We start from the raw sequence: 24,276 nt of genomic DNA, 5'->3' as shown, positions 1-24,276 counted from the left end.
GCATGCATTTCAGTCAGTTGGTTGCCGCGCTGCAGCAAGGCGAAGCCGGCCTGCTTCGCCACGGCCTCGGGAGCGATCCCCGGCTCAGTTCAGCGGCGTCGCTGGAGAAAGCCAAGGCAGACCAGATGAGCTTCCTCGAAAAGGGCAATGCGCTCGAGCAAGCCCTCGAAGCAAGCCAGGCTGGTGCCCTGCTGCTTCCCGATCAAGACGAGTTAGTGCAACGAGCTGAAGCTCGGGGAACCGCCTGGGCAGTGTTCAAAGATCCCCGCCTGGCCTTTGCAGAGGCCCTGGAACTTTTGCATCCACGACCACGGCCCCTCGCGGGAGTGCATCCCTCAGCGGTGATCGGTGAACGGGTCAGCCTTGGTGCTGGCGTCTCCATCGGGGCAAGGGTCTGCATCAGTGACGGAAGCAGGATCGGAAACCACAGCGTGATCCACCCGGGGGTGGTGATCTACGACGACGTGGAAGTCGGAGACCATTGCGAACTCCACGCCAACGCAGTGCTGCATCCAGGCTCAAGGCTTGGGTCCCGATGCGTGGTGCACTCCAATGCTGTGGTGGGTTCTGAGGGTTTCGGTTTCGTTCCGACTGCCAACGGTTGGCGCAAGATGCCGCAGACCGGTCAGGTGGTGCTCGAGGACGGCGTTGAAGTGGGGTGTGGCAGCACGATCGATCGCCCCTCGGTGGGGGAGACCCGCATTGGTGCTGGCACCAAAATCGACAACCTGGTGCAGATCGGCCACGGCGTCGAAACGGGCCGGGGCTGTGCCCTCGCCTCCCAGGTCGGCATCGCTGGCGGAGCCCGGCTTGGGAATGGGGTCATCCTTGCCGGCCAGGTCGGTGTGGCCAACAGGGCTGTCATCGGTGACCGGGCCATTGCCAGCTCCAAGAGCGGCATCCATGGCGAGGTGGCTGCCGGTGAGGTGGTGAGCGGCTATCCGGCGATTCCCAATCGCCTTTGGCTTCGGTGCTCCGCCGCCTTCGGCAAGCTGCCGGAGATGGCCAAACAACTCAGAGAGCTGAGGAAAGACCTGGATGCTCTGATCAAGTCGGAGCGTTCGCCTCAGTAACCTCGCTGGCTTCGGCCCTCATCCCTGAAGCCCATGCGCCAGCATCGCGTCGTTCTGCTGCCGGGTGACGGCATCGGACCCGAAATCACTGCTGTGGCCCGCACGCTGCTTGAGGCCGTGGCCTCTCGTCACGACTTCACCATCAGCTTTGAGGAGCAGCCAATCGGCGGTGCAGCGATCGATGCCACCGGGGAGCCACTCCCGGAAAGCACGCTCACCGCCTGTCGAGGGGCAGATGCCGTGCTTCTGGCTGCAATCGGTAGCCCCCGCTTTGACAGCCTGCCGCGACAACAGCGACCGGAAAGCGGTCTGCTCGCGCTGCGGTCCGGCATGGAACTGTTTGCCAACCTGCGTCCGGTCAAAATCGTTCCGGCTTTGATCGATGCCAGCACTCTGCGGCCGGAGGTGATCGAAGGGGTTGACCTGATGGTGGTGCGAGAACTCACCGGAGGCATTTACTTCGGCCAGCCGAAGGGGCGAGTTAGCGCTGATGGGGAGGAGCGCGGTTTCAACACCATGACCTACTCCAGCGGCGAGGTGGACAGAATTGCCAAGGTGGCCTTTGAGCTCGCTGTTCAGCGCCGTGGTCAGCTTTGTTCTGTGGACAAGGCCAATGTGCTGGACGTGAGTCAGCTCTGGCGCGATCGCGTGGAGGCGATGGCATCGAGCTACCCAGCGGTGGAGGTGAGCCACATGTATGTGGACAACGCTGCGATGCAACTGGTGCGGGCCCCACGTCAATTTGATGTGGTGCTCACCGGCAATCTCTTCGGCGACATTTTGAGCGACGAAGCCGCCATGCTCACCGGTTCCATCGGCATGCTGCCCTCCGCATCCCTTGGCAGTGAAGGCCCTGGACTGTTCGAACCTGTGCATGGCTCCGCGCCGGATATCGCAGGTCAGGACAAAGCCAACCCAATGGCGATGGTGCTATCGGCGGCCATGATGCTGCGCACCGGCCTCGGGGAGGAGTCGGCCGCCAGTGCCCTGGAACAAGCCGTGGATGGAGTCTTGGCAGGGGGCTACCGGACCGGAGATCTGATGGCAGAGGGCTGCACCATGCTCGGCTGTCGTGCCATGGGCGAGCAATTGCTCAACCACCTCTCCACCTGAGGAGGACCATGGGGGCCATTGCCGGTCCCGGCACTGCGTCGACCGGGATCGGCACTTGACCTGCCAAACTCTTCGGGCCTGCTCTGCCTGCGTCGATGTCGAAGCGTCACCCCGTTGTCGCCGTTACGGGTTCCTCCGGTGCCGGAACCAGCACCGTGAAAAGGGCCTTCGAACACATCTTTGCCAGGGAGAACATCACCCCTGCCGTTGTGGAGGGTGACAGCTACCACCGCTTCGAGCGGATGGCGATGAAGGAAGCCATGGCAGAAGCACTGGCCAAGGGTGAGAACTTCTCCCACTTCGGTCCAGAGGCCAACCTCTTCGACAAGCTTGAGGAACTCTTCCGCGTTTACGGCGAAAGCGGTGGCGGCCAGAAGCGTTACTACCTGCACAGCCCTGAAGAGGCCGCTGAGCACAACGCCCGTTTAGGCACCGATCTTGGCCCCGGCCAGTTCACCCCCTGGGAAAACATCCCCAGCGGCACTGACCTGCTCTTCTACGAGGGTCTGCATGGTGGTGTGCAGGGCGATGGCTACGACGTGGCTGCCCTTGCCGACCTGCTGGTGGGCGTGGTGCCCATCACCAACCTCGAATGGATTCAGAAAATCCACCGTGACAACGCTGAGCGTGGCTATTCCGCCGAAGCGATCGTCGATACGATCCTGCGCCGGATGCCCGACTACATCAATCACATCTGTCCCCAGTTCAGCCGCACCGACATCAACTTCCAGCGGGTGCCGACCGTTGACACCTCCAATCCTTTCATCTGCCGCAATATCCCAACGCCGGATGAGAGCTTCGTGATCATTCACTTCCGTAAAGGAGCACGTGAAAAGTGGGGAATTGACTTCCCTTACCTGCTGAGCATGATCCACGATTCATTCATGTCCAGCCCTACCAGCATCGTTGTCAATGGCGGCAAGATGGGTTTTGCCATGGAGCTGATCCTCACCCCGATCATTCATCGCATGATTGAGGAGAAGCAGAAGCTCTCCTGATCTTTTTCCAAAGGAAGATCTATCGTGGGTTCATCTGAGTAATCAGGTGGGCCCATTTCCGTTTCATCCCCATCGTTCGTGATCCATGGAGCCGGCAATGGTGCCGGTAACTCACCGCGTTGGGATCGGGTCAACAGTCAGGAGCTCATCGCCCGGGCTCGTCGGATCTATTTCCGCTATCTCAGCGAGGCGACGCGTACGCAGGAACCCAGTGGCGTTGTGGTCTGTCAGAAGAGCGGCGAGGGTCGGGTGGTTTTTGAGATGCCCACACTGCTGCCAGAGGAAGAATTCCTCTCCACAGCGCTGCTTCGCAACCGGTCCCGTCGCTCCATGGCTCGCTGATGGCTGCTGTCGTGGTGGTGCCCCTGGCCCTCCTGGGAGCCTGCATCGGCAGTTTTCTCAACGTGGTGGCATGGAGGCTCCCACGACACGAATCAGTGGTCCACCCGGGGAGCCATTGCCCGAGTTGTGGTCATTCCGTGCGTTGGCATGACAACCTGCCGGTGCTTGGGTGGCTTTGGCTGGCCGGTCGTTGCCGAGACTGTGGCTGGAAAATTCCGACCCGTTATCCGCTGGTTGAAGCCCTGAGCAGTGGCCTCTGGGTCAGCGCCGCGTGGGCACGAGGATTGCCCGTCGATCATTCCCTATTAAGAGCCGAAGCCGCGACAGGGCTCTCCCTGGTGGCCGGAGTGGTGCTGGTGAGCCTCCTGCTGGTGTTGCTGCTGATCGATTGCGACCACCTCTGGCTGCCCGAACCCCTCTGCCGTGCCGGAGTCTTGCTGGGGCTGATTGTGATGCTGAGCGCTCCATCTCAGCTGCTGCCCCATCTGCTGGCCGCCGCCGCTGCCCTCCTGGGGATGGAAGCCCTCAGCGCCCTTGGAGAGACAATCCTCGGCCAGCCGGCTCTCGGACTTGGCGATGCGAAACTCGCGGCCTTGGGAGGTGCCTGGCTGGGACCGGCCGGGATCGCAGCGGCCATGGCCCTTGCCGTCTGCAGCGGAGCGATCATTGGTTTGATGGGCCGACTCAGCGGAAGACTGGGGCCACGACAGCCCTTCCCCTTCGGTCCGTTCATCGCCCTGGGCATCTGGTTGGTGTGGCTCACAGGCCCGATCTGGTGGTGGCAGAACTGGATCAGGCTGATTGGAGTGGCCTGATTGGCTTTAAATAGTCATCAGAAGGAAGACTTGCGTGTCGCTGTTCGACTGGTTTGCCGATCGCCGAAAAGGTCAGCCCGTGGTCAAGCTGACCCAGGAGCCTGAAGAGGGAGATGGTCTCTGGAGCAAGTGCCCGGAGTGTTCCCAGGTGGTCTACCGCAAGGATCTACTCGCCAATGCGAGTGTCTGCAGCAATTGCGGGCATCACAACCGGATTGACAGTGCTGAGCGGATTGCAGTCATCGCTGATCCAGGCAGTTTCGTGCCCCTGGACGGAGACCTGGAGCCAACCGACCCGCTCGGCTTCAAAGATCGCCGTGCCTATGCCGACCGTCTACGAGAGATGCAGGCAAAAACCGGATTGCGGGATGCCGTGATCACCGGCCTGTGTCGTGTGGAGAATCATCCGTTAGCCCTGGCGGTGATGGATTTCCGCTTTATGGGGGGCTCCATGGGCTCCGTGGTCGGCGAAAAAATCACCCGATTGGTGGAGAGAGCCACGGAACAGCAACTACCTCTCCTGATTGTGTGTGCCTCCGGCGGCGCGCGCATGCAGGAAGGCATGCTGAGCCTGATGCAGATGGCGAAAATCTCCGGGGCTCTGGAGCGTCACCGTGAGCAGGGTCTCCTCTACATGCCGCTGCTCACGCACCCCACAACGGGTGGAGTCACAGCCAGCTTCGCCATGCTCGGCGACCTCATCCTTGCGGAACCGAAAGCGCTGATCGGTTTCGCCGGTCGCCGGGTGATCGAACAAACCCTGCGCGAAAAGCTCCCTGACAATTTCCAGACGGCTGAATATCTGCAGGAGCACGGATTCGTCGACACGATCGTTCCGCGCACCCAGCTGAAGAGCACACTCGTGCGGCTGCTTCGACTCCACGGAAGCCATCCCGTCGAAGCGGTCGGGTAATGGGCCGTCGACTTGCCCGCGGACTGCTTCTCGGCATCCTGATCCTGTTGACAGGGCTTGCGCAGCCCTATGCGGCCATAGCCGGCCCCGTGGACTGGCGAGAGGTCCCTCCAACCGCCGAAGGCCGGCAATGGTGGGATGCCGGAAGCGTGCGCCGCACTCGCGAAGGAACCCTGTCTGTGCTCAGTCGCTTTACGCCGGAAACCGACCCTGAAGCGCGCCCCCTGGGGAGCCTCTACGTGATGCAGATTGATTGCGATCAGAAGCTCTATCGAGACCAGCAGGTCAATGGACTTCCCCGCTGGGGGGCTCAGTGGGAAGCTGCCGGTCAGGATGCATTGATCAGCAGCGTGATCGATGCGGTTTGCAGCGCTGACCTCGCCTGAACAGTCCCCATGCAAAGCAGATCCAACCGTCCCATCGGTGTCGCCATCGCCGGTCTTGGTTTCGGTGAAATCGTCCACCTGAAAGCCCTTGAGGCTTTTCAGGAACTCAAGCCCGTCGCCCTCTGGCATCCTCGAGCGGATCGGCTCAACCAAGCGACGGCAACCACTGGACTGAAGGGTTATCAAGACTGGGATGGCCTGCTGGCCGATCCCGCCGTTGAGGCGATCGTGATTGCCACCCCGCCGGAACCGAGGGTTGATCTTGCCCGACGCGCCCTCGAGGCGGGCAAACATCTGTTGCTGGAAAAACCGGTTGGGCTGTGCGCTGAGCAGGTGGCAGATCTGCAGCGACTCGCTATGGCCCAACGCCTCAGTGTGGCCGTCGATTTCGAATACAGAGCCGTCCCTTTGTTCATGCAGGCAGCTCGTCTGCTGGCCCAGGGCGCGATCGGAACCCCCTGGCTGGTGAAGCTCGACTGGCTGATGAGCAGCAGGGCGAATCCAGAGCGGCCGTGGAATTGGTATTCCAGCCGCCGCCAGGGGGGTGGGGTGATCGGAGCCCTCGGCACCCATGCCTTCGACATGCTGGCCTGGATGGTCGGGCCGATCGAAAACCTGCATGCTCTCCATCACACCGCCATTCGCGAACGCCCCAACTCCGATGGCCAGATGACCCCTGTCGATGCAGAGGATGTGGCCCTCATCCAGGCCCAGCTGCAGCGGCACGATGGCTCAGGCCTTGTTCCAGCCCAGGTGAGCTTGGCCTCCGTGGCACGGAATGGCCGTGGTTGTTGGCTGGAGATCCATGGCTCACAAGGAAGCTTGAAGCTGGGGAGCGATAACCAGAAGGACTATGTGCATGGTTTCGGTCTCTGGATTGCGCAGGGCCATGAGGAACCCCGGAGTCTCCAGGCCGATGCCGACCTGCTCTTTCCGACCACCTGGAGCGATGGACGCATCGCTCCTGTGGCGCGATTGCAGCAATGGTGGGCCCAAAGCATTCTCAGCGGACAGCCGATGGTGCCTGGACTGACCGAAGGCCTCCTGAGTCAACTGGCCTGCGACCGCTGCCAGGAATCCCATGAAGGATGGAGCTTGCCAACACGGAATCCTGAGGGGCAGATCCGGTAGATTCCCCCCCATTCGTCACTACGACGTTTCACCACCGAGGACTTCACCATGGCGCTCGTTCCGCTTCGGCTTCTTCTTGATCACGCCGCCGAAAACGGCTACGGCATCCCTGCCTTCAACGTGAACAATTTGGAGCAGGTCCAGTCGATCATGGAAGCGGCCCACGAGACCGATTCCCCGGTGATCCTGCAGGCCTCCCGCGGCGCTCGCACCTATGCCGGTGAGAACTTCCTGCGCCACCTAATCCTGGCCGCCGTTGAAACCTATCCGGACATTCCGGTGGTGATGCACCAGGACCACGGCAACAGCCCTGCCACCTGCTACGGAGCTGCCGCCAACGGCTTCACCTCCGTGATGATGGATGGTTCCCTGGAGGCGGATGCCAAGACTCCCGCTAGCTACGACTACAACGTGGCTGTGACCAAGGAAGTGGTGGACGTGGCCCACGCCATCGGCGTGAGCGTTGAAGGTGAGCTGGGTTGCCTCGGTTCCCTGGAAACCGGCAAGGGTGAAGCCGAGGACGGCCATGGTTTCGAGGGTGAACTCTCCAAGGATCAGCTCCTCACCGATCCCGCAGAAGCCGCTGACTTCGTGGCCAAGACGAAGGTTGATGCCCTGGCGATTGCCATCGGCACCAGCCACGGCGCCTACAAGTTCACCCGCAAGCCCACCGGTGAAGTGCTGGCCATCAGCCGCATTGCTGAAATCCACAAGGCCATCCCCAACACCCACCTGGTGATGCATGGCTCCTCCTCCGTTCCCCAGGAATGGCTGGAGATGATCAACAAGTACGGCGGTCAGATCCCTGAGACCTACGGCGTGCCTGTTGAGGAGATCCAGGAAGGGATCCGCAATGGTGTGCGCAAGGTCAACATCGACACCGATAACCGACTGGCCTTCACCGCCGCTGTTCGCGAAGCCGCTGCCGCGGATCCCGCCAACTTCGACCCCCGTCACTTCAACAAGCCGGCTCGCAAATACATGAAGCAGGTCTGCCTTGACCGCTATCAGCAGTTCTGGGCTGCCGGTAACGCCAGCAAGATCAAGCAGCGCGACATCAACTACTACGCCGGTCTGTACGCCAAGGGCGAACTGGACCCCAAGACTGCAGTTGCAGCCTGATCATCACGATCGAAAGATCAATGAAGGGGGGGGCGAAAGGCCCCCCTTTTTTTGTGGCGTGGTTGACGTTCCTTGTTGAACCCGGCTCGCTTAGGGAATCGTGACCGTCAGATCCATCCGATTGTTCTGGCGTCGGCTCTGGGGTTCGATGACCAGCTCATGGGGGTCGGCGACCACCGCGATCGAGTGCTGCCCGGGGGGGAGCGGCCAGGGCAGGCTGTAGCTCTCGCTGGCTCCGGCATCCATCCAGGGAATCTGGAGATAGCGGTGATCACTGAAGCGGTCGTTGACGACCACAGCCACCCCCACATCGCTCACATCAAGGGCACCCGCATTGGTGACGCTGAAGTGGATCTGGCCCTCTGCATAGCTGAGTTGGTTGATGGCGAGATCACTGCAGAGCGATTCAATCGTCTGCAGCGGGTAGAGCACCAGCTGTTCGATGCTCCCGAGGCGGGTGTTGGGGTGATCGTGTAGAACATGCCCCCCATAGGCCAGATCGGTGCTGCAGCCGTGCAGATGCAGATGATCGCTGGCTTTGGGCACGGTGACGAGCCCCCGTTCCGGCTCACGATCGAAGAACCCACAGCAATCCCATTGCATCGACTTGCCGAGATAACGGATGGGACCGTCGGGTTGCTCAGGTGGGAGCGGCGCCAGACGGTAGTGCTGGAGCCTGTCGTAGATGCTCATTTCAGCTTGGCTGCCGTCGTCTGATTCACTCGAGAACCCTTGGTTGCGGCGTTGTTGCCCCATGCAGAGTTTCGAAGCGACGGTGATCACCAGCTCGTCCCAGTGGGCCAGCAGTCGGATGCCGTAAATGGGTGCCTCTTCCAGGGCCCCGCGCTGGCGTTCCTGTTTGATCGCTGTGCTGATCACCTCTTGGATCGGCCGATGCTTCATCTGTTGAAGCGGGCCCAGCTCCACAGGGCGACGCAGGGCCGTCACATCTCCCGTGAAGCAGACGTAAGGGAAATGTCCGCTGCCGTCGCCCGGTTGCAGCCGGATGATGCTCCCGTTGTGGGCGATGCAGCGCCAGATGTCCGAGTTCCCGGAGGCGTTGCGAAGAAAGGTGAGTTCTCCGTTCTCCAGGCTGGAGGTGGTCCCCAGCCCCAGCACGTCGCCCTGAAGGGGAATCCGTTCCAGGGGCAGATGCTCCCGAACATCGCCCTGGATCAGATCAGACACCGTGTTCGCGATGGTGAGGTCGGCCACGACTTAGAGCTGCTGTCACCATCGCTAGCGGCAAAGCCCGCGAAGCACCAGCGTTGCCTTCGCAGATCAGGGAATCAGGCTGAGACGGCCGCGCTGGCCATCCAGCTGTGCCTGAGCTCCCAGAGGCAAGGCTTGGTTGGGGCGACCATGGCCCAGCGGCAGATTCAGCACCAAGGGAATGCCCAGATCGCCCAGGCGTTCCTCAAGGATCTCTTCCATCGTGAAATCACCGGGAAGGATGTCGTCTTCAGCCCAGCTGAAGCGACCGCAGGCCACCCCTGCCAAGTGCTGCAGTAGGCCTGCGCTGCGCCACTGGGTCAGCATTCGGTCCACTCGGTAGGGCGCTTCGCCGACGTCTTCCAGCACCAAGATGGCCCCCTTCAGGGAAGGAAGCCAGGGAGTACCAATCAGGTGGGTCGCCACTGTGAGATTGGTCACCACAAGCGGACCCTGCGCCAAACCGGCACGAACGGCCCGCCCAGACAGAGGAGCCACCGGACGACCACTGAGCAGTGAAACAGTGCGCTGCCACTGGTCATCAGGACCACCAGTGGAGCCATGGATCGCCCCGAACGATCCCGACGCCCACTGCGCGAGCAACAGAGAGCTGGTATCGGAAAAACCAAGGGTCCAGAGGGACCGACGGGGAAAACGGAAACCAGCTTCAAGCACCCGGGCAGCCCCCCAGCCCCCCCCCACCACAATCAGCCCATCGAGGGTCGGGTCTGCCCAGGCCTCTTCCAATTCAGCGACGCGCTGACCATCAGTCCCGGAAAACCACTGCCACTGTCGCCAGATCGTGTCGGGAAGCTCCAAGATCCAGCCCTCCGCAGCACAACGTTGGCGAAGCTGCGTGAAATCCGTATCCGGGGATATCCAGGTGCCTGGGTTCACCGCCCGCAACCGTGAGCCGCGCCGCAAAGGGGGTGGCAGAGACAGGGCTGAGCCTTGAGCCCTTGGGGACGCGGCCTGGGAGAAGCCAGGCAGCAGAGCCCCCATCAAACTGAGGAAACCGCTGGTTAGAACATGGCGACGCCCAATCCCCATCACGATTCAGGCGAAGCCCATCACCCGATCAAGGCCTTCAGCAACGCGCGCCCGTCAACACCGCCAGTGACGGGATCGCAGGCCCGTTCGGGATGGGGCATCAGACCCAAAACATTGCCCTTGGCATTGGTGATACCAGCAATATTGTCCACAGACCCGTTGGGATTGGCGACGTAGCGCAGAGCGATCGCATCGTCATCCTGGAGCTGCTTCAAGGTCTCGTCGCTGCATTGATAGCGCCCCTCTCCATGGGCGATCGGGAGCGTGATCTGACCACCAGCCACCTGATCAGACAACCAAGGAGTGCGGGAACTGGCCACCTGAAGGGCGGCGTCCTCGCAGATGAAGTGCAAGTTCCGATTACGGGTCAACGCACCAGGCAACAAACCGAGTTCGGTGAGAACCTGAAAGCCATTGCAAATGCCCAACACACGACCGCCGGCGGCGGCGAAGTCCACCAGGGACTGCAGCACCGGAGCAAAGCGAGCAATCGCCCCGCATCGAAGGTAGTCGCCGTAGCTGAATCCCCCTGGAAGCACCACAGCGTCCAGTCCGCTCAGGTCCCGTTCCTCATGCCAGAGCAAACGGGTGGGCAGGCCTAAGCATCCCTCCGTCGCCCAGCGCACGTCCCGGTCGCAATTGGAGCCGGGAAAAATCACCACACCAATGCTCATGACTCCTGCAGCTCCAGGCTCCAGTTCTCGATCACAGGATTGGCCAGGAGGCGATCACTGAGGAGCTCCAGACGTCGACGCGCTTCCGCTTCATCAGGAGCCTCAAGCTCAAGCTCCACCGCTTTCCCAATCCTGAGACGGGTCACGCCGTCGACCCCGAGACGAGCCGCGGCGGCTCGCGTGGCCTCTCCGGCCGGATCGAGGACCGAAGGTCGCAGATTCACCAAAACGCGGGCTTGATAACGCGGCACGAGCTCCGGGCGGGGATTGTTAAATCTTGACAGGCCGAGGCACCCATCCCGGAAGGCTCTGGGCACGTTGAAGAAAGGGTCGATGCCATGGTGTGCCACAGCTGCTCTCAGCCAAACGGGCCGTTGCATTGGGCCTAAAGGGATTCCTGGTCGCGGGGCTGATGGCCGTGGTCACGGTCGCTGGCATTCCCATGGGGGCCAGGGCCGCCAAACCTGCACCGATGCGGATCGACTTGGAATGCAACCGCAACGGCGGAGGCTGGCAGACCTGTCAGATGCGGGTGGTCCGGATCGGCGAAGAGTGGTGGCTTGACCTTCCCGATCGCCAACTGCATTTTCGACATGACGGCAGCGGTCGGATGCGCCTGAGGGATTCCAGCAAGACAGGCTGGCAGCCCGTCGAAGCCCGTTGGGTGGCAGAACGAACCCTTTGCTGGGATGGGATCTGTGCCCGTGGGAATCTGCCCCTGGATTGATCGGAGAGCCAGCCATGGCCCAAAACGAGCGAAACTTGCAAGGGGCTTGGAAGGGCTGGAACCTCAGCTGGGACAGCCTGTTGAAGAACAGCCAGGGGGAATGGTGGCTCATGGCACAGCTCCTGCTGATCCTGGGGCTACTGCTGCTTCCAAGCTGGCCCCACCAGGCTGCATGGGAGAGCAGCACGGGGGCCTGGTCGCGGGCCGCACTGGGAGGCGGAATGCTGATGAGCGGACTGGTGATGGCGCTTCAGTCGTTGCTGAGCCTCGGAGCCAGCCTTTCGCCACTACCGGAACCGAAGCAAGGGGCAACTCTGATCACAACAGGGGCCTACCAGCGCTGTCGCCATCCTCTCTATCAAGCACTCCTCCTGAGTGCCGCGGGAGTGGTGATCTTGCGATGGAGTCCCCTACACCTGCTCCTGCTTGTGCTGCTGGCGGCTGTTCTGGCGGGGAAGGCACGACGGGAGGAGCGGAGTCTGATCGCCCTGCATCCTGACTACGGGACCTATCGCAGCCATACGGCAGCGATTCTCAACGGACTGCCAGGACTCGACTGGCGAGACCCCTAAGACCCAGGGTCGGACAAGGAACTGGCTTTTCCTCTCTGGAGTGATAAAAACAATCCGTAGTTTCGGCATCCCCTGCTGCCTCGGCGATGCTGCTGCAACGGATCCAAGCTCCGCTGATCCTGCTCATGGGCTGCGCGCTCGTCGCACCGCAGGTCAGCGCTGCCGAAATGGACAGCCTTCAGGACAACCAGGTCCTGGGCATGGGACGCCTGAACAGAGCAGATCCAAGCCGAGCGGACTGGGCAACGAAGTCAACGACTGCTCCCAGCAGCCCAGACCAATGGCTGGCCTTCCTCCAGGAGCGAAAAGAGTCCGTGCTGGTTTTAGAGCGCACCGACCGCTCGCTTCGGTCCACCGGTGACCCAATCTGGGACCTGCGTCTGGAAATCCCAGGACAACCTCCACACCACTATCCAGCCGTCAGCGGGCGTGCCAATCGCCAACAGGCGAATCGCGATCAAATGGGCAGTCGTGCTCCGCTACCGCGTGGCCATTACACCCTCGGAGCCGTGGAACCACTAGCCGCCGGGGCCTATCCGGAACTCGGACCCATCTGGATCAGCATCGAACCCAGCTTCAGCACCGGGCGAAGGGTGCTGGGAATCCATCAGGATCCGAGCGCTGGCCGAAATTCCCAGAGCGGAACCCTCGGATGCATTGGCCTGATCCATCGCAAGGACATCCTTGAACTCTCCGAGCTGATTCGACGCACGGGTACCCGACAGCTGGTGGTTCGAGACTGATCGAAAGCGCCCGGTGCCCCGTGGCCATCACACCTGAAGCTCAGCACTGAGCAGCTCAGCTGCCTCGGGCTCGAAACCGATCAACACCAGATCCACCCCGGCACCGGAGGGCGGTCTCCAAGCCTGTGAGGGGGCAGCTTCAAACCAGCTGTCGATCCTTGGGCCGACCATCTGGATCTGCAGGGGGAGATTCTTACCCGGCAACCAGATCCTTCCCTTGAGGCGAACAACCCGATGCTTGCGAACAAAGGACGGTAACCGCTGTTCTAGATCGTCCCTCGAGACCTGACCCTCGAATCGGACCGTGCCACTGACCACCTCCACGTGGCTGTGATCGTGATGGTCATGGTCGTGATCGTGGTCGTGATCGTGGTCGTGGTCGTGGTCATGACCGTGGGTCTGACTGTGGGAATCGTGCCCAAGGTCATCCGAGCCTTCCAGACGTGCTCCGAGCACGAGGGCCGGGTCAACCTCGCCGCGCTGCATCGCCATCAAAGCCGTACCCGGACGTACCCGCTGGCCGAGTTCGGCTTGGAGCTCGTCAAGTCGGGAGGCCTCAAGGCGATCGGCTCGACTGATCAGCACCTGATCAGCCGCCTGGAGCTGATCATTGAACAACTCCTCGATCGAACTCAAGTGGTCGAGGCTGGGATCCTCCTCGCGCTGACGTTCCAGAGCCTCCGGATCCCCAACGGGACTACCAGCCGCAAGAGCCTCGCCGTCGACCACCGTGACCACACCGTTCACGACCACGCGGGAACGGACTTCTGGCCAAGCCAGCGCCTGTAGCAGAGGTCTTGGCAAGGCAAGACCACTGGTTTCCACGACGATCCCATCCAGGCTCTCGGATCGGGCCAGTAAGAGCTCCATCGTCGGCAGGAAATCGTCCTGCACCGTGCAGCAGAGACAACCGTTATTGAGCTCGACCAAACGACCTGCCAGCTCATCCTCCGGACAGAAACCGCAGCTGCGAATGAGATCACCATCGAGGCCGACGGTGCCGAACTCGTTCACCATCACCGCGAGCCGCTGACCACTGTGGGAGAGCAGATGACGCAAAAGAGTGGTCTTTCCCGCACCGAGAAAGCCTGTGATCACTGTGACCGGTAAGCGCGCCATCAGCGGCAACCCAAGCTGTCACGGGTGCTGACACCCGTGCGTTCATTCACACCGCTCGCCCTAGAGCAGAGGGCCTTGAGCTGGGGAAGGTCAATCACAGCATCTGTGAAATCGGCACCTTCAATCCGAGCATCAGTGAAGCGGCTCTGCATGAGCATGGCGTTCGTCAAGACCGCATTGGAGAGATCAGCGGCATCGAAACGGCTCGCAAAAGCAACCACATCGGACAAATCAGCCCCCTGAAGATCAGCCCCCTGAAGCAGGGAGGTGTTGATCACAGCGCCCCTGAGATCACTGCCAGAAAGATTGACTCCCTGCAGATCAGCCTTGAGGAATTCCTTCTCCTTGAGATCCAGGCCATGCATGTCAGGCACGATCTCCTGGACGGCCCGCTGACCGCGGAGCTCCGGAGCCGTGATCGCCTGAACAGGACGAACCGGTACGAGCAAGAGCACTCCGAACAGCAAAACAACGAATGACAGCGCAAAGCGCTTCAGGCCCAGGCAACAGGGGCGAGCTGGAGCAGACATCGCAGAGAAGGAATCACCGACGTGGTCGCGAAGGACCTGCCGTAGTTTGAGTGGTCACGTTATGGCAGTCGTCCGCTAAACCACGCGTCATGGCCAAGACATTGCGGGTGGTGGTCCCCCCCCATCCATTGATTGCCCACTGGTTGACGGTGCTCCGTCATGCGGGCACACCGGCGGCCCTTTATGGAACCGGAATGGAGGAGCTGGGGCGATGGCTCACCTATGAAGCGGTCCGCGACTGGCTCCCCCATCGGCGTGAAACCGTGATGACCCCAGTAGCAACAACAGAAGGTCAGGTGATCGAAGCCGCGGTTCCGCTGTTGGCCGTCCCTGTGCTTCCTGGTGGGCTCTCGCTCTGGCAGGGGGCCAGACAGGTGCTGCCTAATGCAGAGCTGTGCCTTTCCGGTGTTCCAGATCAGATCGAAAGCCAGGCTGGTGTGGTGTTGTTCATCGACCAAATCAGCAGTGGAAGGATCCTGCTCGATCTGCTCGAACAGCTGGCCGAACGAGGCGTCACCGATGGACGCAGGCTGCGTGTGGTCACAGCCGTGGCCGCCAGCCCAGGGCTGAAGAGCATCGGTGAGCGCATGCCCGACCTCACCATTCACACCGCCTGCATCGATGAGGGACTGGAGCCGGACGGGCGCGTGAACCCAGGCATTGGAGAACCAGTGCAACGGCTTCAGATCAGAACGACTGGCAGCACCTAGTCTTTGGACACTGAGAAACAGTCATGGCCCATCAGCGGGAGACCGCCAGCGGCAGCCTGGCCACACTGATCAGCGGAGCAGTCCTCGGGGCAGCCGGACTCGCCTGGTGGCTCCTATCGGAAGCGGATCGTCGCCAGCGGCTCCAGCGGCAACGCTCGATGCTCTACGCACCCCGTCTTCAAGACGGAAGTGAAGACAGCGACCAGGACAGCCTGCAGAGCGCCGATCATCAACTCGAAAGGAAGGTGGAACAGCTCAACACCGCGATTGCAGATGTGCGACGCCAGCTTGAAGATCTCGGGGCCAGGGGCTGACCGGGCACTCGGTAGGTTGGCCAAGAACCATCACCGCCCTCCGGCTGCCATCGATGCTCCGCTCCGACGCCATCACGCAGGGGATTCAGCGTTCACCCAATCGGGCCATGCTCAGGGCCGTTGGCTTCGGGGATTCTGATTTCGGCAAACCGATCATTGGGATCGCCAACGGCTACAGCACGATCACCCCATGCAATGTCGGTCTGAATGACCTGGCCCGCAGGGCCGAAGAGGCCGCCCGTCTCGCTGGAGGGATGCCGCAGACCTTCGGCACGATCACGGTGAGTGATGGCATTTCGATGGGCACCGAGGGAATGAAATATTCCCTTGTGAGCCGTGAGGTGATCGCTGATGCGATCGAGACCGCCTGCAATGGCCAGAGCATGGACGGCGTGCTCGCCGTCGGAGGCTGCGACAAGAACATGCCTGGCGCAATGCTGGCCATGGCCCGAATGAACATCCCCTCGATTTTTGTGTATGGGGGAACGATCAAACCCGGCAAGCTGGGGGGCTGCGACCTGACCGTTGTCAGTGCGTTTGAGGCGGTGGGCCAGATCACCAGCGGCAAGATCGACGAAGAACAACTGACCGCGATTGAAAAGAACGCCTGCCCCGGAGCAGGCAGTTGCGGAGGGATGTTCACCGCCAACACCATGAGCGCGGCGATCGAAACCATGGGGTTGAGCCTTCCTTTCAGCTCAACGATGGCGGCTGAAGACGAGGAAAAGGCCGAGAGCGCTGCTCGCTCCGCCGAAGTGCTTGTGGAGGCGATCAAGGCGAACATCCGCCCCCTCGATCTGATGACCCGGGAGGCTTTCGAGAACGCCATCAGCGTGGTCATGGCGGTGGGCGGCTCCACCAACTCGGTTCTCCACCTGCTGGCGATAGCCCGGACCGCCGGGGTGGAACTCAGCATTGATGACTTCGAGCGCATCCGTGAACGCGTTCCAGTGATCTGCGACCTCAAGCCCAGTGGCCGCTTTGTCACCGTGGACCTACACCAGGCCGGCGGCATCCCCCAGGTGATGAAACTGCTGCTCGATGCAGGATTGCTGCACGGCGACTGTCGGACCATCGAGGGAACGACGCTGAAGGAGCTGCTCGCCGGTGTGCCCTCTGTACCTCCAGCAGATCAAGAGGTGATACGCCCGCTCTCCAACCCCCTCTACGCCCAAGGGCATCTGGCAATCCTCAAGGGCAACCTCGCCGAAGAGGGTGCGGTCGCCAAGATCAGCGGCGTGAAGAACCCTGTGATCACCGGACCAGCACGAGTTTTCGAAAGCGAGGAGACCTGCTTAGAAGCAATTCTCGACAAGCGGATTCAAGCCGGGGACGTGGTGGTGGTGCGCAACGAGGGCCCCGTGGGAGGACCTGGCATGCGCGAAATGCTCAGCCCCACCTCGGCAATCGTGGGCCAGGGTCTCCTCGACAAAGTGGCCCTGATCACCGATGGACGCTTTTCGGGTGGGTCCTATGGGCTTGTGATTGGCCATGTGGCCCCGGAAGCCGCTGTGGGCGGCACGATCGGGCTGATCGAAGAAGGAGACAGCATCACGGTGGATGCCACCAAGCTGCTCATCCAACTCAACGTAGACGACACGGAATTGGCACGTCGACGTAACGCCTGGGTGCCACCTGCTCCGAAATATCGGACAGGGATTCTGGGCAAATACGCGCGACTGGTCAGCTCCAGCAGTTTGGGAGCCGTCACTGATCAGCCGCCCTCCTGAGCCAGAGATCCCACCAGCAGAGCACGCAAGCGCCTCGCTAGGGCTTCGATCGGGGCACCGTCGGAGGGAGCAGTACAGCGCTGACCACTGCTCCCGTCCATCCACAGTGGATGCTGTCCCTGCCAGAGCAGCGGTCGATCGGGTTGATCCCACCAACCCAGCATCAGATTGAGATCGGCACCACTGCGATAGATCTCCAGCTCAAGATCGTGGAGCTGCTGACGGGCCCCATCAGGATCCCTCGCTTCGAGGCGAAGCCGCAGGTCATCGAGGTGGATGGTCTGCGGCTCGGCGTCATCAGCAGTCACTGGCACAACACCGTGGCGCAGGGGTTTACGGCAGACATCTGCGGCAGCTGCAATCAAAGCCAGCAAATCCATCAGCGGTAGGCCTCGATCGAGCGAACGAGCAGTTGAATCGAACCAGCCCGGTACCCAGAGTTCTCACTCCCGTCGTCAGCGAACCGCGAGTGGAGAAGCTGAAGACGGGTCAAAGCAGAAGCCTGAAACTGCACAGGCAAGGTCACGGGCTGCGCTCGAACCACCGGCTTGAGGATGCTGAAAGGGATTTCAAGCGTGGTGGTGCCCTCGGCAAGGGTTGGCAACGGAGCCACCCATCGCAAACCTCCGGGAATCAGTTCCGTCAACCCCATCACTCCATCGGCACAGGCAACAGCGAGCTTCAGGGTTCGCCCGCCGCCATCCACACGCAGGCGCAATCCGCGATAGCGACTGAGATCAAGCGGCGGACGGTAGACAGGAGACCGACAACTGACAAAACCTCCGCCTTCACTCACCACCTCTCCTTCGAGAACAAGCCCCTCTGAAGTGAGACGACAGCCGGCACGACTGGAGCCGCCCATGATCGTGTCATTCAAACTGGCCCATTCCGAGAAGCTCGATCCAGCAGCGATGACGCGCACCTCAGCGGCAGGCTCGGGTGGGGTGAGGGTCACAGTGAGGCTGGATGGAATCCTCAATCCTGAATGATTCAGAGCCGGAGCTGCGCAAGGGGATCAGTGATCCCCACAGGCACCCTGATCCGCGACCACGATGATCTCCGAACCAGGTTGCACCAACTTGGCGGGGGTGCGCTCAGCAGATTCACTGGGGTCGAGAAGGCGAGATAGGGCTTGCCGCTTGCCTTCACCACTCACCAGAAACAGCACCTGCCTGGCAGCACTCAGCACCGGTGCCGTGAGGGTGATGCGGTCCAAACCCTTTCCCCGGCCAATCGTGGTCCAGCGATCGCGAACGGAAGGAGCCTCGGTACCGGGAAATAAAGAGGCGGTATGACCGTCATCACCAAGGCCAAGCAACATCAGGTCAAACACGGGCGGCTCACCAGTACAGATGCCTGAAACGAGCTGAGCGAAGGCATCGGCACTGGCCTCCGGAGATGGCAATGCAACCGTGGGTACAGGATGAAAACAGGCGCGCGATCCCGGCTGCCCCTCCTTGAGCAGGGTGCTGCGCAGCATGCGGGCATTGCTTGAGGCATCACCTGCAGCCACCCAGCGCTCGTCACCAAGGAACACATCCACCCGATCCCAAGGGAGATGTTCTCGGCCGAGGAGCTCATAGGCGGCGGCCGGAGTCGACCCCCCGGAGAGGGCAATCTGAGCCCGATCCCGCTGATCAAGGGCCAGATCAATGGCGGTGGCGATGTGCTCAGCCGCGCGACGGGCCAGATCCTGGGGATCCTTGGCCCGTTCGATGCGATAGGCGTTCATGAGCGCACCTCAGCTGAGCCACTCGGTGTGGAAGGTTCCGGGCTTGTCCACACGCTCGTAGGTATGAGAACCAAAGCAGTCGCGCATGGCCTGCACGAGGTTCTGGGGCAGGCGGGAAGTGCGATAGCTGTTGATGTAATCGAGGGTGCTGCTGAGGCATGGCACAGGAATGCCGGCCTCGGCGGCACCTGCCACCACCTGAGCCAGACCGGGCAGGCGACGGTTCACCTGCTCAGCGAACCAGGGGTCGATCAGCAGGTTGGGAAGCTGGGGATCGGCATTGAAGGCATCCTGGATCCGCTTGAGCAATCGGGCGCGAATGATGCACCCACCCTTCCAGATCTGCGCGATCGAAGGCATGTGCAAGTTGTAGTTGTGCTCTGCAGAAGCGATGCGCAACAACTCCATGCCCTGGGCATAACTCGCCATACTCGCCAGCACCATGGCGTCCATCAATGGCGCCATGCCATCAGCCGGAGTCCCCATCGCGAAGGGCTTGATTGCAGGTCCCTTGAGAATTGGCTCCGCCTTGATGCGCTGATCCTTCATCGAGCTCATCACCCGACCGTTCAGTGAGGCATAAATCGTTGGCACCGAAGCGCCCATCTGAAGGGCGCTGACCACGGTCCAGAGACCCGTTCCCTTCTGGCCGGCCTTGTCTTGAATTTTTTCGACCAGGTCACTGCCGTCGTCGGGATCCTTGGTCCGTAGGCACACCTCGGTGATCTCCACGAGATAGGAGGAGAGTTCCTCCGTGCTGTTCCAGTAAGCGAACACATCCGCCATCTGGCTGCCGCTCATGCCGCCGACCCGCTTCATGAGGTCGTACCCCTCAGCCAGGATCTGCTCAATTCCGTACTCAATACCGTTGTGGACGGTCTTGACGAAATGGCCGGAACCACCAGGACCGATATAGGTGACGCAGGGACCGTCCTCCACCTGGGCGGCCATCTTGCACACCAGGCTTTCAATCGCGTCATAGGACGCCTTGGTGCCACCGGGCATCATGCTCGGACCTTCCAGGGCACCCTTCGCTCCACCGGACACGCCCATGCCGATAAAACCAAAGCTTTTGCTCTCCAGCTCAGCCACCCGACGCTCGGTGTCGTGGTACTCAGAATTACCACCGTCAATCAGAAGATCTCCTTCCTCTAGATAGGGGGAGATCTGTTGGATGACGGCATCAACAGGACCACCGGCCTTCACCATCATCAGGATCCGGCGTGGACGCTCCAGCTTGTTCACGAAGTCCTGAAGGTCCGTCGCACCCTGGATGTTCTTCCCGGCACCTCGACCAGCCAGAAATTCCTCAGTCTTGGCGTAGGTACGGTTGTAGACGACGCTGGAAAAGCCGTTGCGCTCGGCATTGAGGACGAGGTTCTCGCCCATCACACCGAGACCGATCAGACCGAAGTGCGCCTTGGACATGGATCCGTGTGGTCATTCAATGGCGTCAGTGTGACCACGGGATGAAGGTTCGGCTGCAACCTGGGCGACGTCTGTTAGGGAGGCGTCACCCAACCAGGGGTTAAATCACCGTCCCATCGGGGATGGAGGCATTTTTGACAACCACAACAATTCCGTTACGGATGTAGAAGCCCAGCTCGGGGCGATCGGCTTCATCCACATGGTCTTTATTGACGATGGTGACATTGCTACCAATCCGAGCATTTTTATCAAGGATGGCGCGCTTCACCGTGGTCCCCTGACCCACACCGAGAGGAATGCCTCCACGCTCCCGCAAGACGGCCCGCTCGGAAGAGGATTCAAAGAAGTCGGATCCCATCAACAGAGAATCCTGGAGCACCACATCATCCTCAACGCGGCTGCGCACGCCTAAAACACAGTGGTGGATGCTGCAGGATTTGAGAATTGTGCCCTCGCCAATGATCGATTCGGTGATCTGGGCGTCAACCAGCTTGCTTGGTGGCAGATAGCGGGGACGGGTGTAAATCGGAAAGTCTTCGTCGTAGAAGCTGAAGGGGGGAGTGGGCTGCTGAGTCAGAGCCAGGTTGGCTTCGTAGAAGGCACCGATGGTTCCAATATCTTCCCAATAGTCATCAAAAACGTAGCTCTTCAGGGTCATGCCACTGGCCAGTGCCTCTGGAATGACTTCCTTACCGAAATCCTTGTGCTCCGGATTATTGTTGAGCAGATCAAACAGGGCCTTTCTGCTGAACACATAGATGCCCATAGAAGCCAGATAGGGCTTCTGCTCTGCCGACTCGGCTGACAGACCGAAGCGGGAGGTATCCACAGCCATCTCTTTCAGTGCATCACCCTTGGGCTTCTCACGGAACTCCTGGATCGTGCCGTGGGCATCGGTGCGCATGAGGCCAAAGGCCTCCGCCTGTTTTGCATCCACCGGAAGCGCTGCAACGGTGAGGTCGGCACCAGATTGACGATGGTGCTCGACGAACTGGCTGTAGTCCATCCGGTAGAGCTGATCACCGGAGAGGATCAGGTATTCATCAACATCCCATTCCTGAAATAGCCACTGATATTTGCGAACGGCATCAGCGGTGCCTTCGAACCAGGAGGGGCTTTCAGGAGTCTGCTGGGCGGCGAGCACTTCAACGAATCCCTGGCCAAACCCCGCGCTGAGGTCGTAGGTCTGAGAGAGGTGCCTGTTCAGTGAGGCGCTGTTGAACTGCGTCAACACGTACATCTTGTTGATGCTGGAGTTGATGCAGTTACTAATTGGAATATCAATCAGGCGGTACTTACCTGCCAGGGGGACAGCCGGCTTGGCCCGCATCTTGGTGAGCGGATAGAGACGGGTTCCAGCTCCCCCGCCCAGAATGATGGCCAGAACGCGCTTCATGCCGCCCCCTCAGATCGGCTTTGCGCGTGCAAACCTACCGGACATTTCGCTTCTAGAACCGCCTCGCGGGCAAGATCCGTCGAGATTGCTGGGATTCAGCCCTGGACTGGCGGCGTGAGGTCGAAAATGCGCTCCACCACCCGGAGGGCCTGCTGTCGTTCCGCCCGCGTCTGAGGGCTACGCAACTCCGTCACCGGCGTGTGCAGGATCTTGTTAATGATGCCCTTGGTGAGGGCTTCCACCACCTTGCGCTCACGCGCTGAAAAATCAGGTCCCATGCGACTGAGGGCTTTCTGCAGCTCTTCAGTGCGGATCTCCTCAAGGGAAGCCCGTAAACGGTTGATGGTGGGAACGGCCTCGAGACTGTCCCACCATTCAAGGAACAGGCGACCCTCCTCATCAAGCAAACCCTGGGCTTCGCGAGCCACCTGTTGACGGGCCTCCTGGTTGCGGGCGACCACCTCTTGGAGATCATCCACATCATGGGCTTCCACTCCGGGAAGACCGGTGACATCGGAGGCGATATTGCGAGGCACGCCAATATCGATCAAACGCAGGGAACTGCGGCGATTAAGGCCCTGAAGACGAGCTGCGTCGATGATCGGTTCATCCGCCGCGGTGCTGGTGAACACCAGTGAACAGGTGCTCAGGCAGTGGTCGAGATCCTCGAGGGAGCGACATTGCACCGGCAGGGACGGAAAGTCGGCCGCCAGGGTGAGGGCTCGTTCCCGGGTGCGGTTCAGCAGCACAACGCCGGAACAGCCCTTGGCCTGCAGATGCTGGAGCAGCAGGCGGCTCATGCGGCCTGCGCCAACCACAGCCACCTGCTCGGACTCAAGGCTGACAAGCTGATCGAGACCGCGGGACTGTCCAAGCTTCAGCTGAGCCAGCTCGACAGCGGCCGAACTGATCGACACCGCACCCGTTCCGAGGTTGGTTTCGCTCCGCACCCGCTTTCCGGTGCTCACGGCCTGAGTCAGCAGTCGATTGAGAATCGGGCCGATCGATTTGTGCTCCTGGCCCAGGCGCATCATCTTCTTCACCTGGGAGAGGATCTGCCCCTCTCCGAGCACAAGACTGTCGAGGCCTGCAGAAACCCTGAGCAGATGGGCGACGGCTTCCTGGTGATGGAAGGTGAAGAGATGAGGGGTGAGGTCATCGGTCGGAAGACCAGAGTGACCACTCAAAAACTCCCTGACCGCTGAAATCCCCTGCTCGGGATGCTGCACCAGTGTGTAGATCTCGAGCCGATTGCAGGTGCTGAGGATGGATGCCTCTAGCACCTGCTCGTGGCCACGAAGGCTCTGGAGCGAGGACTCCATGGTGTGTTCCGGGATGCTGAGCTTCTCCCGGACTTCGACAGGTGCCGTTCGATGACTGAGGCCGACGACGGCAATATGCATGGAGTTAGGTCCTCAAATCCAGACGATGCGACGTTCAGCTCAGAGCGATGCTCTGGGCTCCATCCTTGATGTGCACCGTATTGGTGAAGCGGCAGGTGTTGTCGAGATTGCTGATCACCAGGCTGCTCGTGCGGGTGCAGTCCTTCTCGAACTTAACGCCGTGGAAGAGGAGACCATCGGTGATTCCGCTGCCTGCAAAGACAACGTGCTCGCCGGAAGCCAGCTCCTCGGCCTCGTAGATCTTGTCGGGATCGCTGATGCCCATCTCAGCCAGGCGCGCCAGGTTGCCTTCCTTGGTGAGGTCAGCCCACTCTTTGGTCTGAGCAACCGCGGGGTCATAGACGAGCTGTCCCTGGAAGTGTCCGCCGAGTGCGCGCATGGCTGCCGCAGAGATCACACCCTCGGGAGCCGCACCAATGCCCATCAGGCAGTGGGTGCCGGTGCCAGCGAAACCACAGGCGATCGCAGCCTGCACATCACCATCGGAGATGGGCTGCACACGAGCACCGGTGGCACGGATCTCAGCGATCAGATCCTTGTGACGGGCACGATCCATCACAACGATCGTGAGCTCGTTCACGGCAAGGCCAAGGCACTCGCTGAGGATTTTGATGTTTTCGGTGGCCGACTTACGGATGTCCACCTTGCCCTTGGCAGCCGGGGGAGCAGCCAGCTTCTTCATGTAGAAGTCGGGGGCATTGAAGAGACCGCCGCGGTCGGAAGCAGCGAGGACGGCCATGGAGCCGCGTTGGTTGTTGGCGCAGAGGTTGGTGCCTTCGCAGGGGTCCACGGCGAAGTCAACACCTGGGCCGGTGCCGCTGCCCACTTCCTCACCGATGTAAAGCATGGGGGCTTCGTCCCGCTCACCTTCACCGATCACGATCCGGCCCTGCATCTGGATCTGACCCATGCGCTGGCGCATGGCCTCGACAGCAGCGGCGTCGGCTTCGTCCTTTTGGCCGAGACCAGTGAGGCGTGCAGAGGCGATAGCCGCCTGCTCGACGACCTCGAGAATTTCCTGGATAAGAGTGCGATCCACGGGT

At 61.1% G+C, this 24,276-nt stretch carries 28 protein-coding genes; 15 read left to right on the top strand and 13 right to left on the bottom strand.

Going from position 1 to position 24,276, the window contains the following annotated elements; all coding sequences use genetic code 11:
* Nucleotides 1-2: 2 nt before the first annotated feature.
* The 9 genes from lpxD (at nt 3) to fba (ending at nt 7,893) form a co-directional block, all read left to right on the top strand.
* The gene (gene lpxD / locus CWE16_RS05085) at nt 3-1,073 is read left to right on the top strand and encodes a UDP-3-O-(3-hydroxymyristoyl)glucosamine N-acyltransferase (RefSeq protein ID WP_131593504.1); all 1,071 of its coding nucleotides are present in this window, start codon (nt 3-5) and stop codon (nt 1,071-1,073) included.
* Nucleotides 1,074-1,106: 33 nt separating this feature from the next.
* On the top strand, nt 1,107-2,186 hold the full coding sequence (leuB, locus tag CWE16_RS05080; protein ID WP_131593502.1) for a 3-isopropylmalate dehydrogenase: 1,080 nt from the start codon (nt 1,107-1,109) through the stop codon (nt 2,184-2,186).
* A gap of 95 nt (nt 2,187-2,281) precedes the next feature.
* A complete protein-coding gene (locus tag CWE16_RS05075; RefSeq protein WP_131593500.1) occupies nt 2,282-3,184 on the top strand; it encodes a phosphoribulokinase in 903 nt (300 codons plus the stop codon).
* Nucleotides 3,185-3,262: 78 nt separating this feature from the next.
* Nucleotides 3,263-3,526: a hypothetical protein gene (locus tag CWE16_RS05070; protein WP_236629585.1), complete on the top strand. Its 264-nt coding sequence runs from the start codon at nt 3,263-3,265 to the stop codon at nt 3,524-3,526.
* Nucleotides 3,526-4,341: a prepilin peptidase gene (locus tag CWE16_RS05065; protein WP_131593496.1), complete on the top strand. Its 816-nt coding sequence runs from the start codon at nt 3,526-3,528 to the stop codon at nt 4,339-4,341. Before CWE16_RS05070 ends, CWE16_RS05065 begins: the two co-directional genes overlap by 1 nt.
* A 34-nt stretch (nt 4,342-4,375) precedes the next feature.
* Nucleotides 4,376-5,254, top strand: a complete 879-nt coding sequence (gene accD / locus CWE16_RS05060) for an acetyl-CoA carboxylase, carboxyltransferase subunit beta (protein WP_131593494.1) — start codon at nt 4,376-4,378, stop codon at nt 5,252-5,254.
* A complete protein-coding gene (locus tag CWE16_RS05055) occupies nt 5,254-5,640 on the top strand; it encodes a hypothetical protein (protein WP_236629584.1) in 387 nt (128 codons plus the stop codon). The genes accD and CWE16_RS05055 overlap by 1 nt, the downstream gene beginning before the upstream one ends.
* 9 nt (nt 5,641-5,649) lie before the next feature.
* Nucleotides 5,650-6,771, top strand: coding sequence for a Gfo/Idh/MocA family protein (locus CWE16_RS05050; protein ID WP_131593492.1), 1,122 nt, complete (start codon nt 5,650-5,652; stop codon nt 6,769-6,771).
* Between the two features lie 48 nt (nt 6,772-6,819).
* A complete protein-coding gene (gene fba, locus CWE16_RS05045) occupies nt 6,820-7,893 on the top strand; it encodes a class II fructose-bisphosphate aldolase (protein WP_131455378.1) in 1,074 nt (357 codons plus the stop codon).
* Between the two features lie 90 nt (nt 7,894-7,983).
* On the opposite strand, the gene CWE16_RS05040 is transcribed toward fba, so the two are convergent.
* The 4 genes from CWE16_RS05040 to purS all read right to left on the bottom strand — a co-directional run bounded on the left by CWE16_RS05040 (nt 7,984) and on the right by purS (nt 11,080).
* Nucleotides 7,984-9,108, bottom strand: a complete 1,125-nt coding sequence (locus tag CWE16_RS05040; RefSeq protein ID WP_131593490.1) for a CARDB domain-containing protein — start codon at nt 9,106-9,108, stop codon at nt 7,984-7,986.
* 66 nt (nt 9,109-9,174) lie between these two features.
* The gene (locus CWE16_RS05035; RefSeq protein WP_236629583.1) at nt 9,175-10,107 is read right to left on the bottom strand and encodes a S66 peptidase family protein; all 933 of its coding nucleotides are present in this window, start codon (nt 10,105-10,107) and stop codon (nt 9,175-9,177) included.
* Between the two features lie 68 nt (nt 10,108-10,175).
* Nucleotides 10,176-10,829: a phosphoribosylformylglycinamidine synthase subunit PurQ gene (gene purQ, locus CWE16_RS05030; protein WP_131593486.1), complete on the bottom strand. Its 654-nt coding sequence runs from the start codon at nt 10,827-10,829 to the stop codon at nt 10,176-10,178.
* On the bottom strand, nt 10,826-11,080 hold the full coding sequence (purS, locus tag CWE16_RS05025; RefSeq protein ID WP_131455382.1) for a phosphoribosylformylglycinamidine synthase subunit PurS: 255 nt from the start codon (nt 11,078-11,080) through the stop codon (nt 10,826-10,828). The genes purQ and purS overlap by 4 nt, the downstream gene beginning before the upstream one ends.
* 92 nt (nt 11,081-11,172) lie before the next feature.
* Between purS and CWE16_RS05020 the strand changes: the two genes are divergently transcribed.
* The 3 genes from CWE16_RS05020 to CWE16_RS05010 all read left to right on the top strand — a co-directional run bounded on the left by CWE16_RS05020 (nt 11,173) and on the right by CWE16_RS05010 (nt 12,871).
* Nucleotides 11,173-11,556, top strand: a complete 384-nt coding sequence (locus CWE16_RS05020) for a hypothetical protein (RefSeq protein WP_236629582.1) — start codon at nt 11,173-11,175, stop codon at nt 11,554-11,556.
* Nucleotides 11,557-11,570: 14 nt separating this feature from the next.
* Entirely contained in the window at nt 11,571-12,128 is a 558-nt protein-coding gene (locus tag CWE16_RS05015) for a methyltransferase family protein (protein ID WP_131593484.1), read from the top strand.
* Nucleotides 12,129-12,214: 86 nt separating this feature from the next.
* Nucleotides 12,215-12,871: a L,D-transpeptidase gene (locus tag CWE16_RS05010; protein WP_131593481.1), complete on the top strand. Its 657-nt coding sequence runs from the start codon at nt 12,215-12,217 to the stop codon at nt 12,869-12,871.
* Between the two features lie 27 nt (nt 12,872-12,898).
* Here the strand turns inward: CWE16_RS05010 and cobW are convergent, their stop codons facing one another.
* Complete coding sequence (cobW, locus tag CWE16_RS05005; RefSeq protein ID WP_236629624.1) at nt 12,899-13,993, bottom strand: cobalamin biosynthesis protein CobW; 1,095 nt, start codon at nt 13,991-13,993, stop codon at nt 12,899-12,901.
* Nucleotides 13,990-14,520, bottom strand: a complete 531-nt coding sequence (locus tag CWE16_RS05000) for a pentapeptide repeat-containing protein (protein ID WP_131593477.1) — start codon at nt 14,518-14,520, stop codon at nt 13,990-13,992. Before CWE16_RS05000 ends, cobW begins: the two co-directional genes overlap by 4 nt.
* A gap of 89 nt (nt 14,521-14,609) precedes the next feature.
* On the opposite strand from CWE16_RS05000, the gene CWE16_RS04995 reads away from it, so the two are divergent.
* Genes CWE16_RS04995 through ilvD form a run of 3 tightly spaced genes read left to right on the top strand, consistent with a single transcriptional unit; the run spans nt 14,610 to nt 17,274 of the window.
* Entirely contained in the window at nt 14,610-15,230 is a 621-nt protein-coding gene (locus tag CWE16_RS04995; RefSeq protein WP_131593475.1) for a uracil phosphoribosyltransferase, read from the top strand.
* Nucleotides 15,231-15,253: 23 nt separating this feature from the next.
* Nucleotides 15,254-15,544 carry a hypothetical protein gene (locus tag CWE16_RS04990; protein WP_131455387.1) on the top strand — a complete coding sequence of 97 codons (291 nt, stop codon included), beginning with the start codon at nt 15,254-15,256 and terminating at the stop codon, nt 15,542-15,544.
* A 53-nt stretch (nt 15,545-15,597) separates the two neighbouring features.
* Entirely contained in the window at nt 15,598-17,274 is a 1,677-nt protein-coding gene (ilvD, locus tag CWE16_RS04985) for a dihydroxy-acid dehydratase (protein ID WP_131593473.1), read from the top strand.
* Here the strand turns inward: ilvD and CWE16_RS04980 are convergent.
* The 7 genes from CWE16_RS04980 to glpX all read right to left on the bottom strand — a co-directional run bounded on the left by CWE16_RS04980 (nt 17,259) and on the right by glpX (nt 24,272).
* Nucleotides 17,259-17,654, bottom strand: a complete 396-nt coding sequence (locus CWE16_RS04980) for a hypothetical protein (RefSeq protein ID WP_131593471.1) — start codon at nt 17,652-17,654, stop codon at nt 17,259-17,261. The two genes, ilvD and CWE16_RS04980, sit on opposite strands and share 16 nt — an antisense overlap.
* A complete protein-coding gene (locus CWE16_RS04975; RefSeq protein WP_131593469.1) occupies nt 17,654-18,229 on the bottom strand; it encodes a CIA30 family protein in 576 nt (191 codons plus the stop codon). Before CWE16_RS04975 ends, CWE16_RS04980 begins: the two co-directional genes overlap by 1 nt.
* 60 nt (nt 18,230-18,289) lie before the next feature.
* Nucleotides 18,290-19,006: a 6-phosphogluconolactonase gene (pgl, locus tag CWE16_RS04970; RefSeq protein WP_131593467.1), complete on the bottom strand. Its 717-nt coding sequence runs from the start codon at nt 19,004-19,006 to the stop codon at nt 18,290-18,292.
* A gap of 9 nt (nt 19,007-19,015) precedes the next feature.
* Nucleotides 19,016-20,434, bottom strand: a complete 1,419-nt coding sequence (gene gndA, locus CWE16_RS04965) for an NADP-dependent phosphogluconate dehydrogenase (RefSeq protein ID WP_131593466.1) — start codon at nt 20,432-20,434, stop codon at nt 19,016-19,018.
* 100 nt (nt 20,435-20,534) lie between these two features.
* On the bottom strand, nt 20,535-21,830 hold the full coding sequence (locus tag CWE16_RS04960) for a glucose-1-phosphate adenylyltransferase (RefSeq protein ID WP_131593464.1): 1,296 nt from the start codon (nt 21,828-21,830) through the stop codon (nt 20,535-20,537).
* 95 nt (nt 21,831-21,925) lie between these two features.
* Nucleotides 21,926-23,233 carry a glutamyl-tRNA reductase gene (locus CWE16_RS04955; RefSeq protein ID WP_131593462.1) on the bottom strand — a complete coding sequence of 436 codons (1,308 nt, stop codon included), beginning with the start codon at nt 23,231-23,233 and terminating at the stop codon, nt 21,926-21,928.
* 34 nt (nt 23,234-23,267) lie between these two features.
* Entirely contained in the window at nt 23,268-24,272 is a 1,005-nt protein-coding gene (gene glpX, locus CWE16_RS04950; RefSeq protein WP_131455394.1) for a class II fructose-bisphosphatase, read from the bottom strand.
* Nucleotides 24,273-24,276 lie beyond the last annotated feature (4 nt).

It is taken from the genome of Synechococcus sp. BS55D, from assembly GCF_004332415.1.
In the GTDB taxonomy this organism is placed as follows: Bacteria; Cyanobacteriota; Cyanobacteriia; order PCC-6307; family Cyanobiaceae; genus Synechococcus_C.
This window is presented reverse-complemented; position numbering and strand designations above follow the sequence as displayed.

Bases quoted from the DNA above. Each gene is read 5' to 3' on its own strand.
- pgl (WP_131593467.1), bottom strand. From the start codon at position 19,006: ATGAACGCCTATCGCATCGAACGGGCCAAGGATCCCCAGGATCTGGCC.
- CWE16_RS05035 (WP_236629583.1), bottom strand. From the start codon at position 10,107: ATGGGGGCTCTGCTGCCTGGCTTCTCCCAGGCCGCGTCCCCAAGGGCT.
- fba (WP_131455378.1), top strand. From the start codon at position 6,820: ATGGCGCTCGTTCCGCTTCGGCTTCTTCTTGATCACGCCGCCGAAAAC.
- CWE16_RS05000 (WP_131593477.1), bottom strand. From the start codon at position 14,520: ATGTCTGCTCCAGCTCGCCCCTGTTGCCTGGGCCTGAAGCGCTTTGCG.
- CWE16_RS05065 (WP_131593496.1), top strand. From the start codon at position 3,526: ATGGCTGCTGTCGTGGTGGTGCCCCTGGCCCTCCTGGGAGCCTGCATC.
- ilvD (WP_131593473.1), top strand. From the start codon at position 15,598: ATGCTCCGCTCCGACGCCATCACGCAGGGGATTCAGCGTTCACCCAAT.
- CWE16_RS05050 (WP_131593492.1), top strand. From the start codon at position 5,650: ATGCAAAGCAGATCCAACCGTCCCATCGGTGTCGCCATCGCCGGTCTT.
- gndA (WP_131593466.1), bottom strand. From the start codon at position 20,434: ATGTCCAAGGCGCACTTCGGTCTGATCGGTCTCGGTGTGATGGGCGAG.
- CWE16_RS04955 (WP_131593462.1), bottom strand. From the start codon at position 23,233: ATGCATATTGCCGTCGTCGGCCTCAGTCATCGAACGGCACCTGTCGAA.
- CWE16_RS04980 (WP_131593471.1), bottom strand. From the start codon at position 17,654: ATGGATTTGCTGGCTTTGATTGCAGCTGCCGCAGATGTCTGCCGTAAA.
- lpxD (WP_131593504.1), top strand. From the start codon at position 3: ATGCATTTCAGTCAGTTGGTTGCCGCGCTGCAGCAAGGCGAAGCCGGC.
- CWE16_RS04960 (WP_131593464.1), bottom strand. From the start codon at position 21,830: ATGAAGCGCGTTCTGGCCATCATTCTGGGCGGGGGAGCTGGAACCCGT.
- CWE16_RS04990 (WP_131455387.1), top strand. From the start codon at position 15,254: ATGGCCCATCAGCGGGAGACCGCCAGCGGCAGCCTGGCCACACTGATC.
- purQ (WP_131593486.1), bottom strand. From the start codon at position 10,829: ATGAGCATTGGTGTGGTGATTTTTCCCGGCTCCAATTGCGACCGGGAC.
- leuB (WP_131593502.1), top strand. From the start codon at position 1,107: ATGCGCCAGCATCGCGTCGTTCTGCTGCCGGGTGACGGCATCGGACCC.
- CWE16_RS05015 (WP_131593484.1), top strand. From the start codon at position 11,571: ATGGCCCAAAACGAGCGAAACTTGCAAGGGGCTTGGAAGGGCTGGAAC.
- CWE16_RS05010 (WP_131593481.1), top strand. From the start codon at position 12,215: ATGCTGCTGCAACGGATCCAAGCTCCGCTGATCCTGCTCATGGGCTGC.
- CWE16_RS04995 (WP_131593475.1), top strand. From the start codon at position 14,610: ATGGCCAAGACATTGCGGGTGGTGGTCCCCCCCCATCCATTGATTGCC.
- CWE16_RS05055 (WP_236629584.1), top strand. From the start codon at position 5,254: ATGGGCCGTCGACTTGCCCGCGGACTGCTTCTCGGCATCCTGATCCTG.
- CWE16_RS05075 (WP_131593500.1), top strand. From the start codon at position 2,282: ATGTCGAAGCGTCACCCCGTTGTCGCCGTTACGGGTTCCTCCGGTGCC.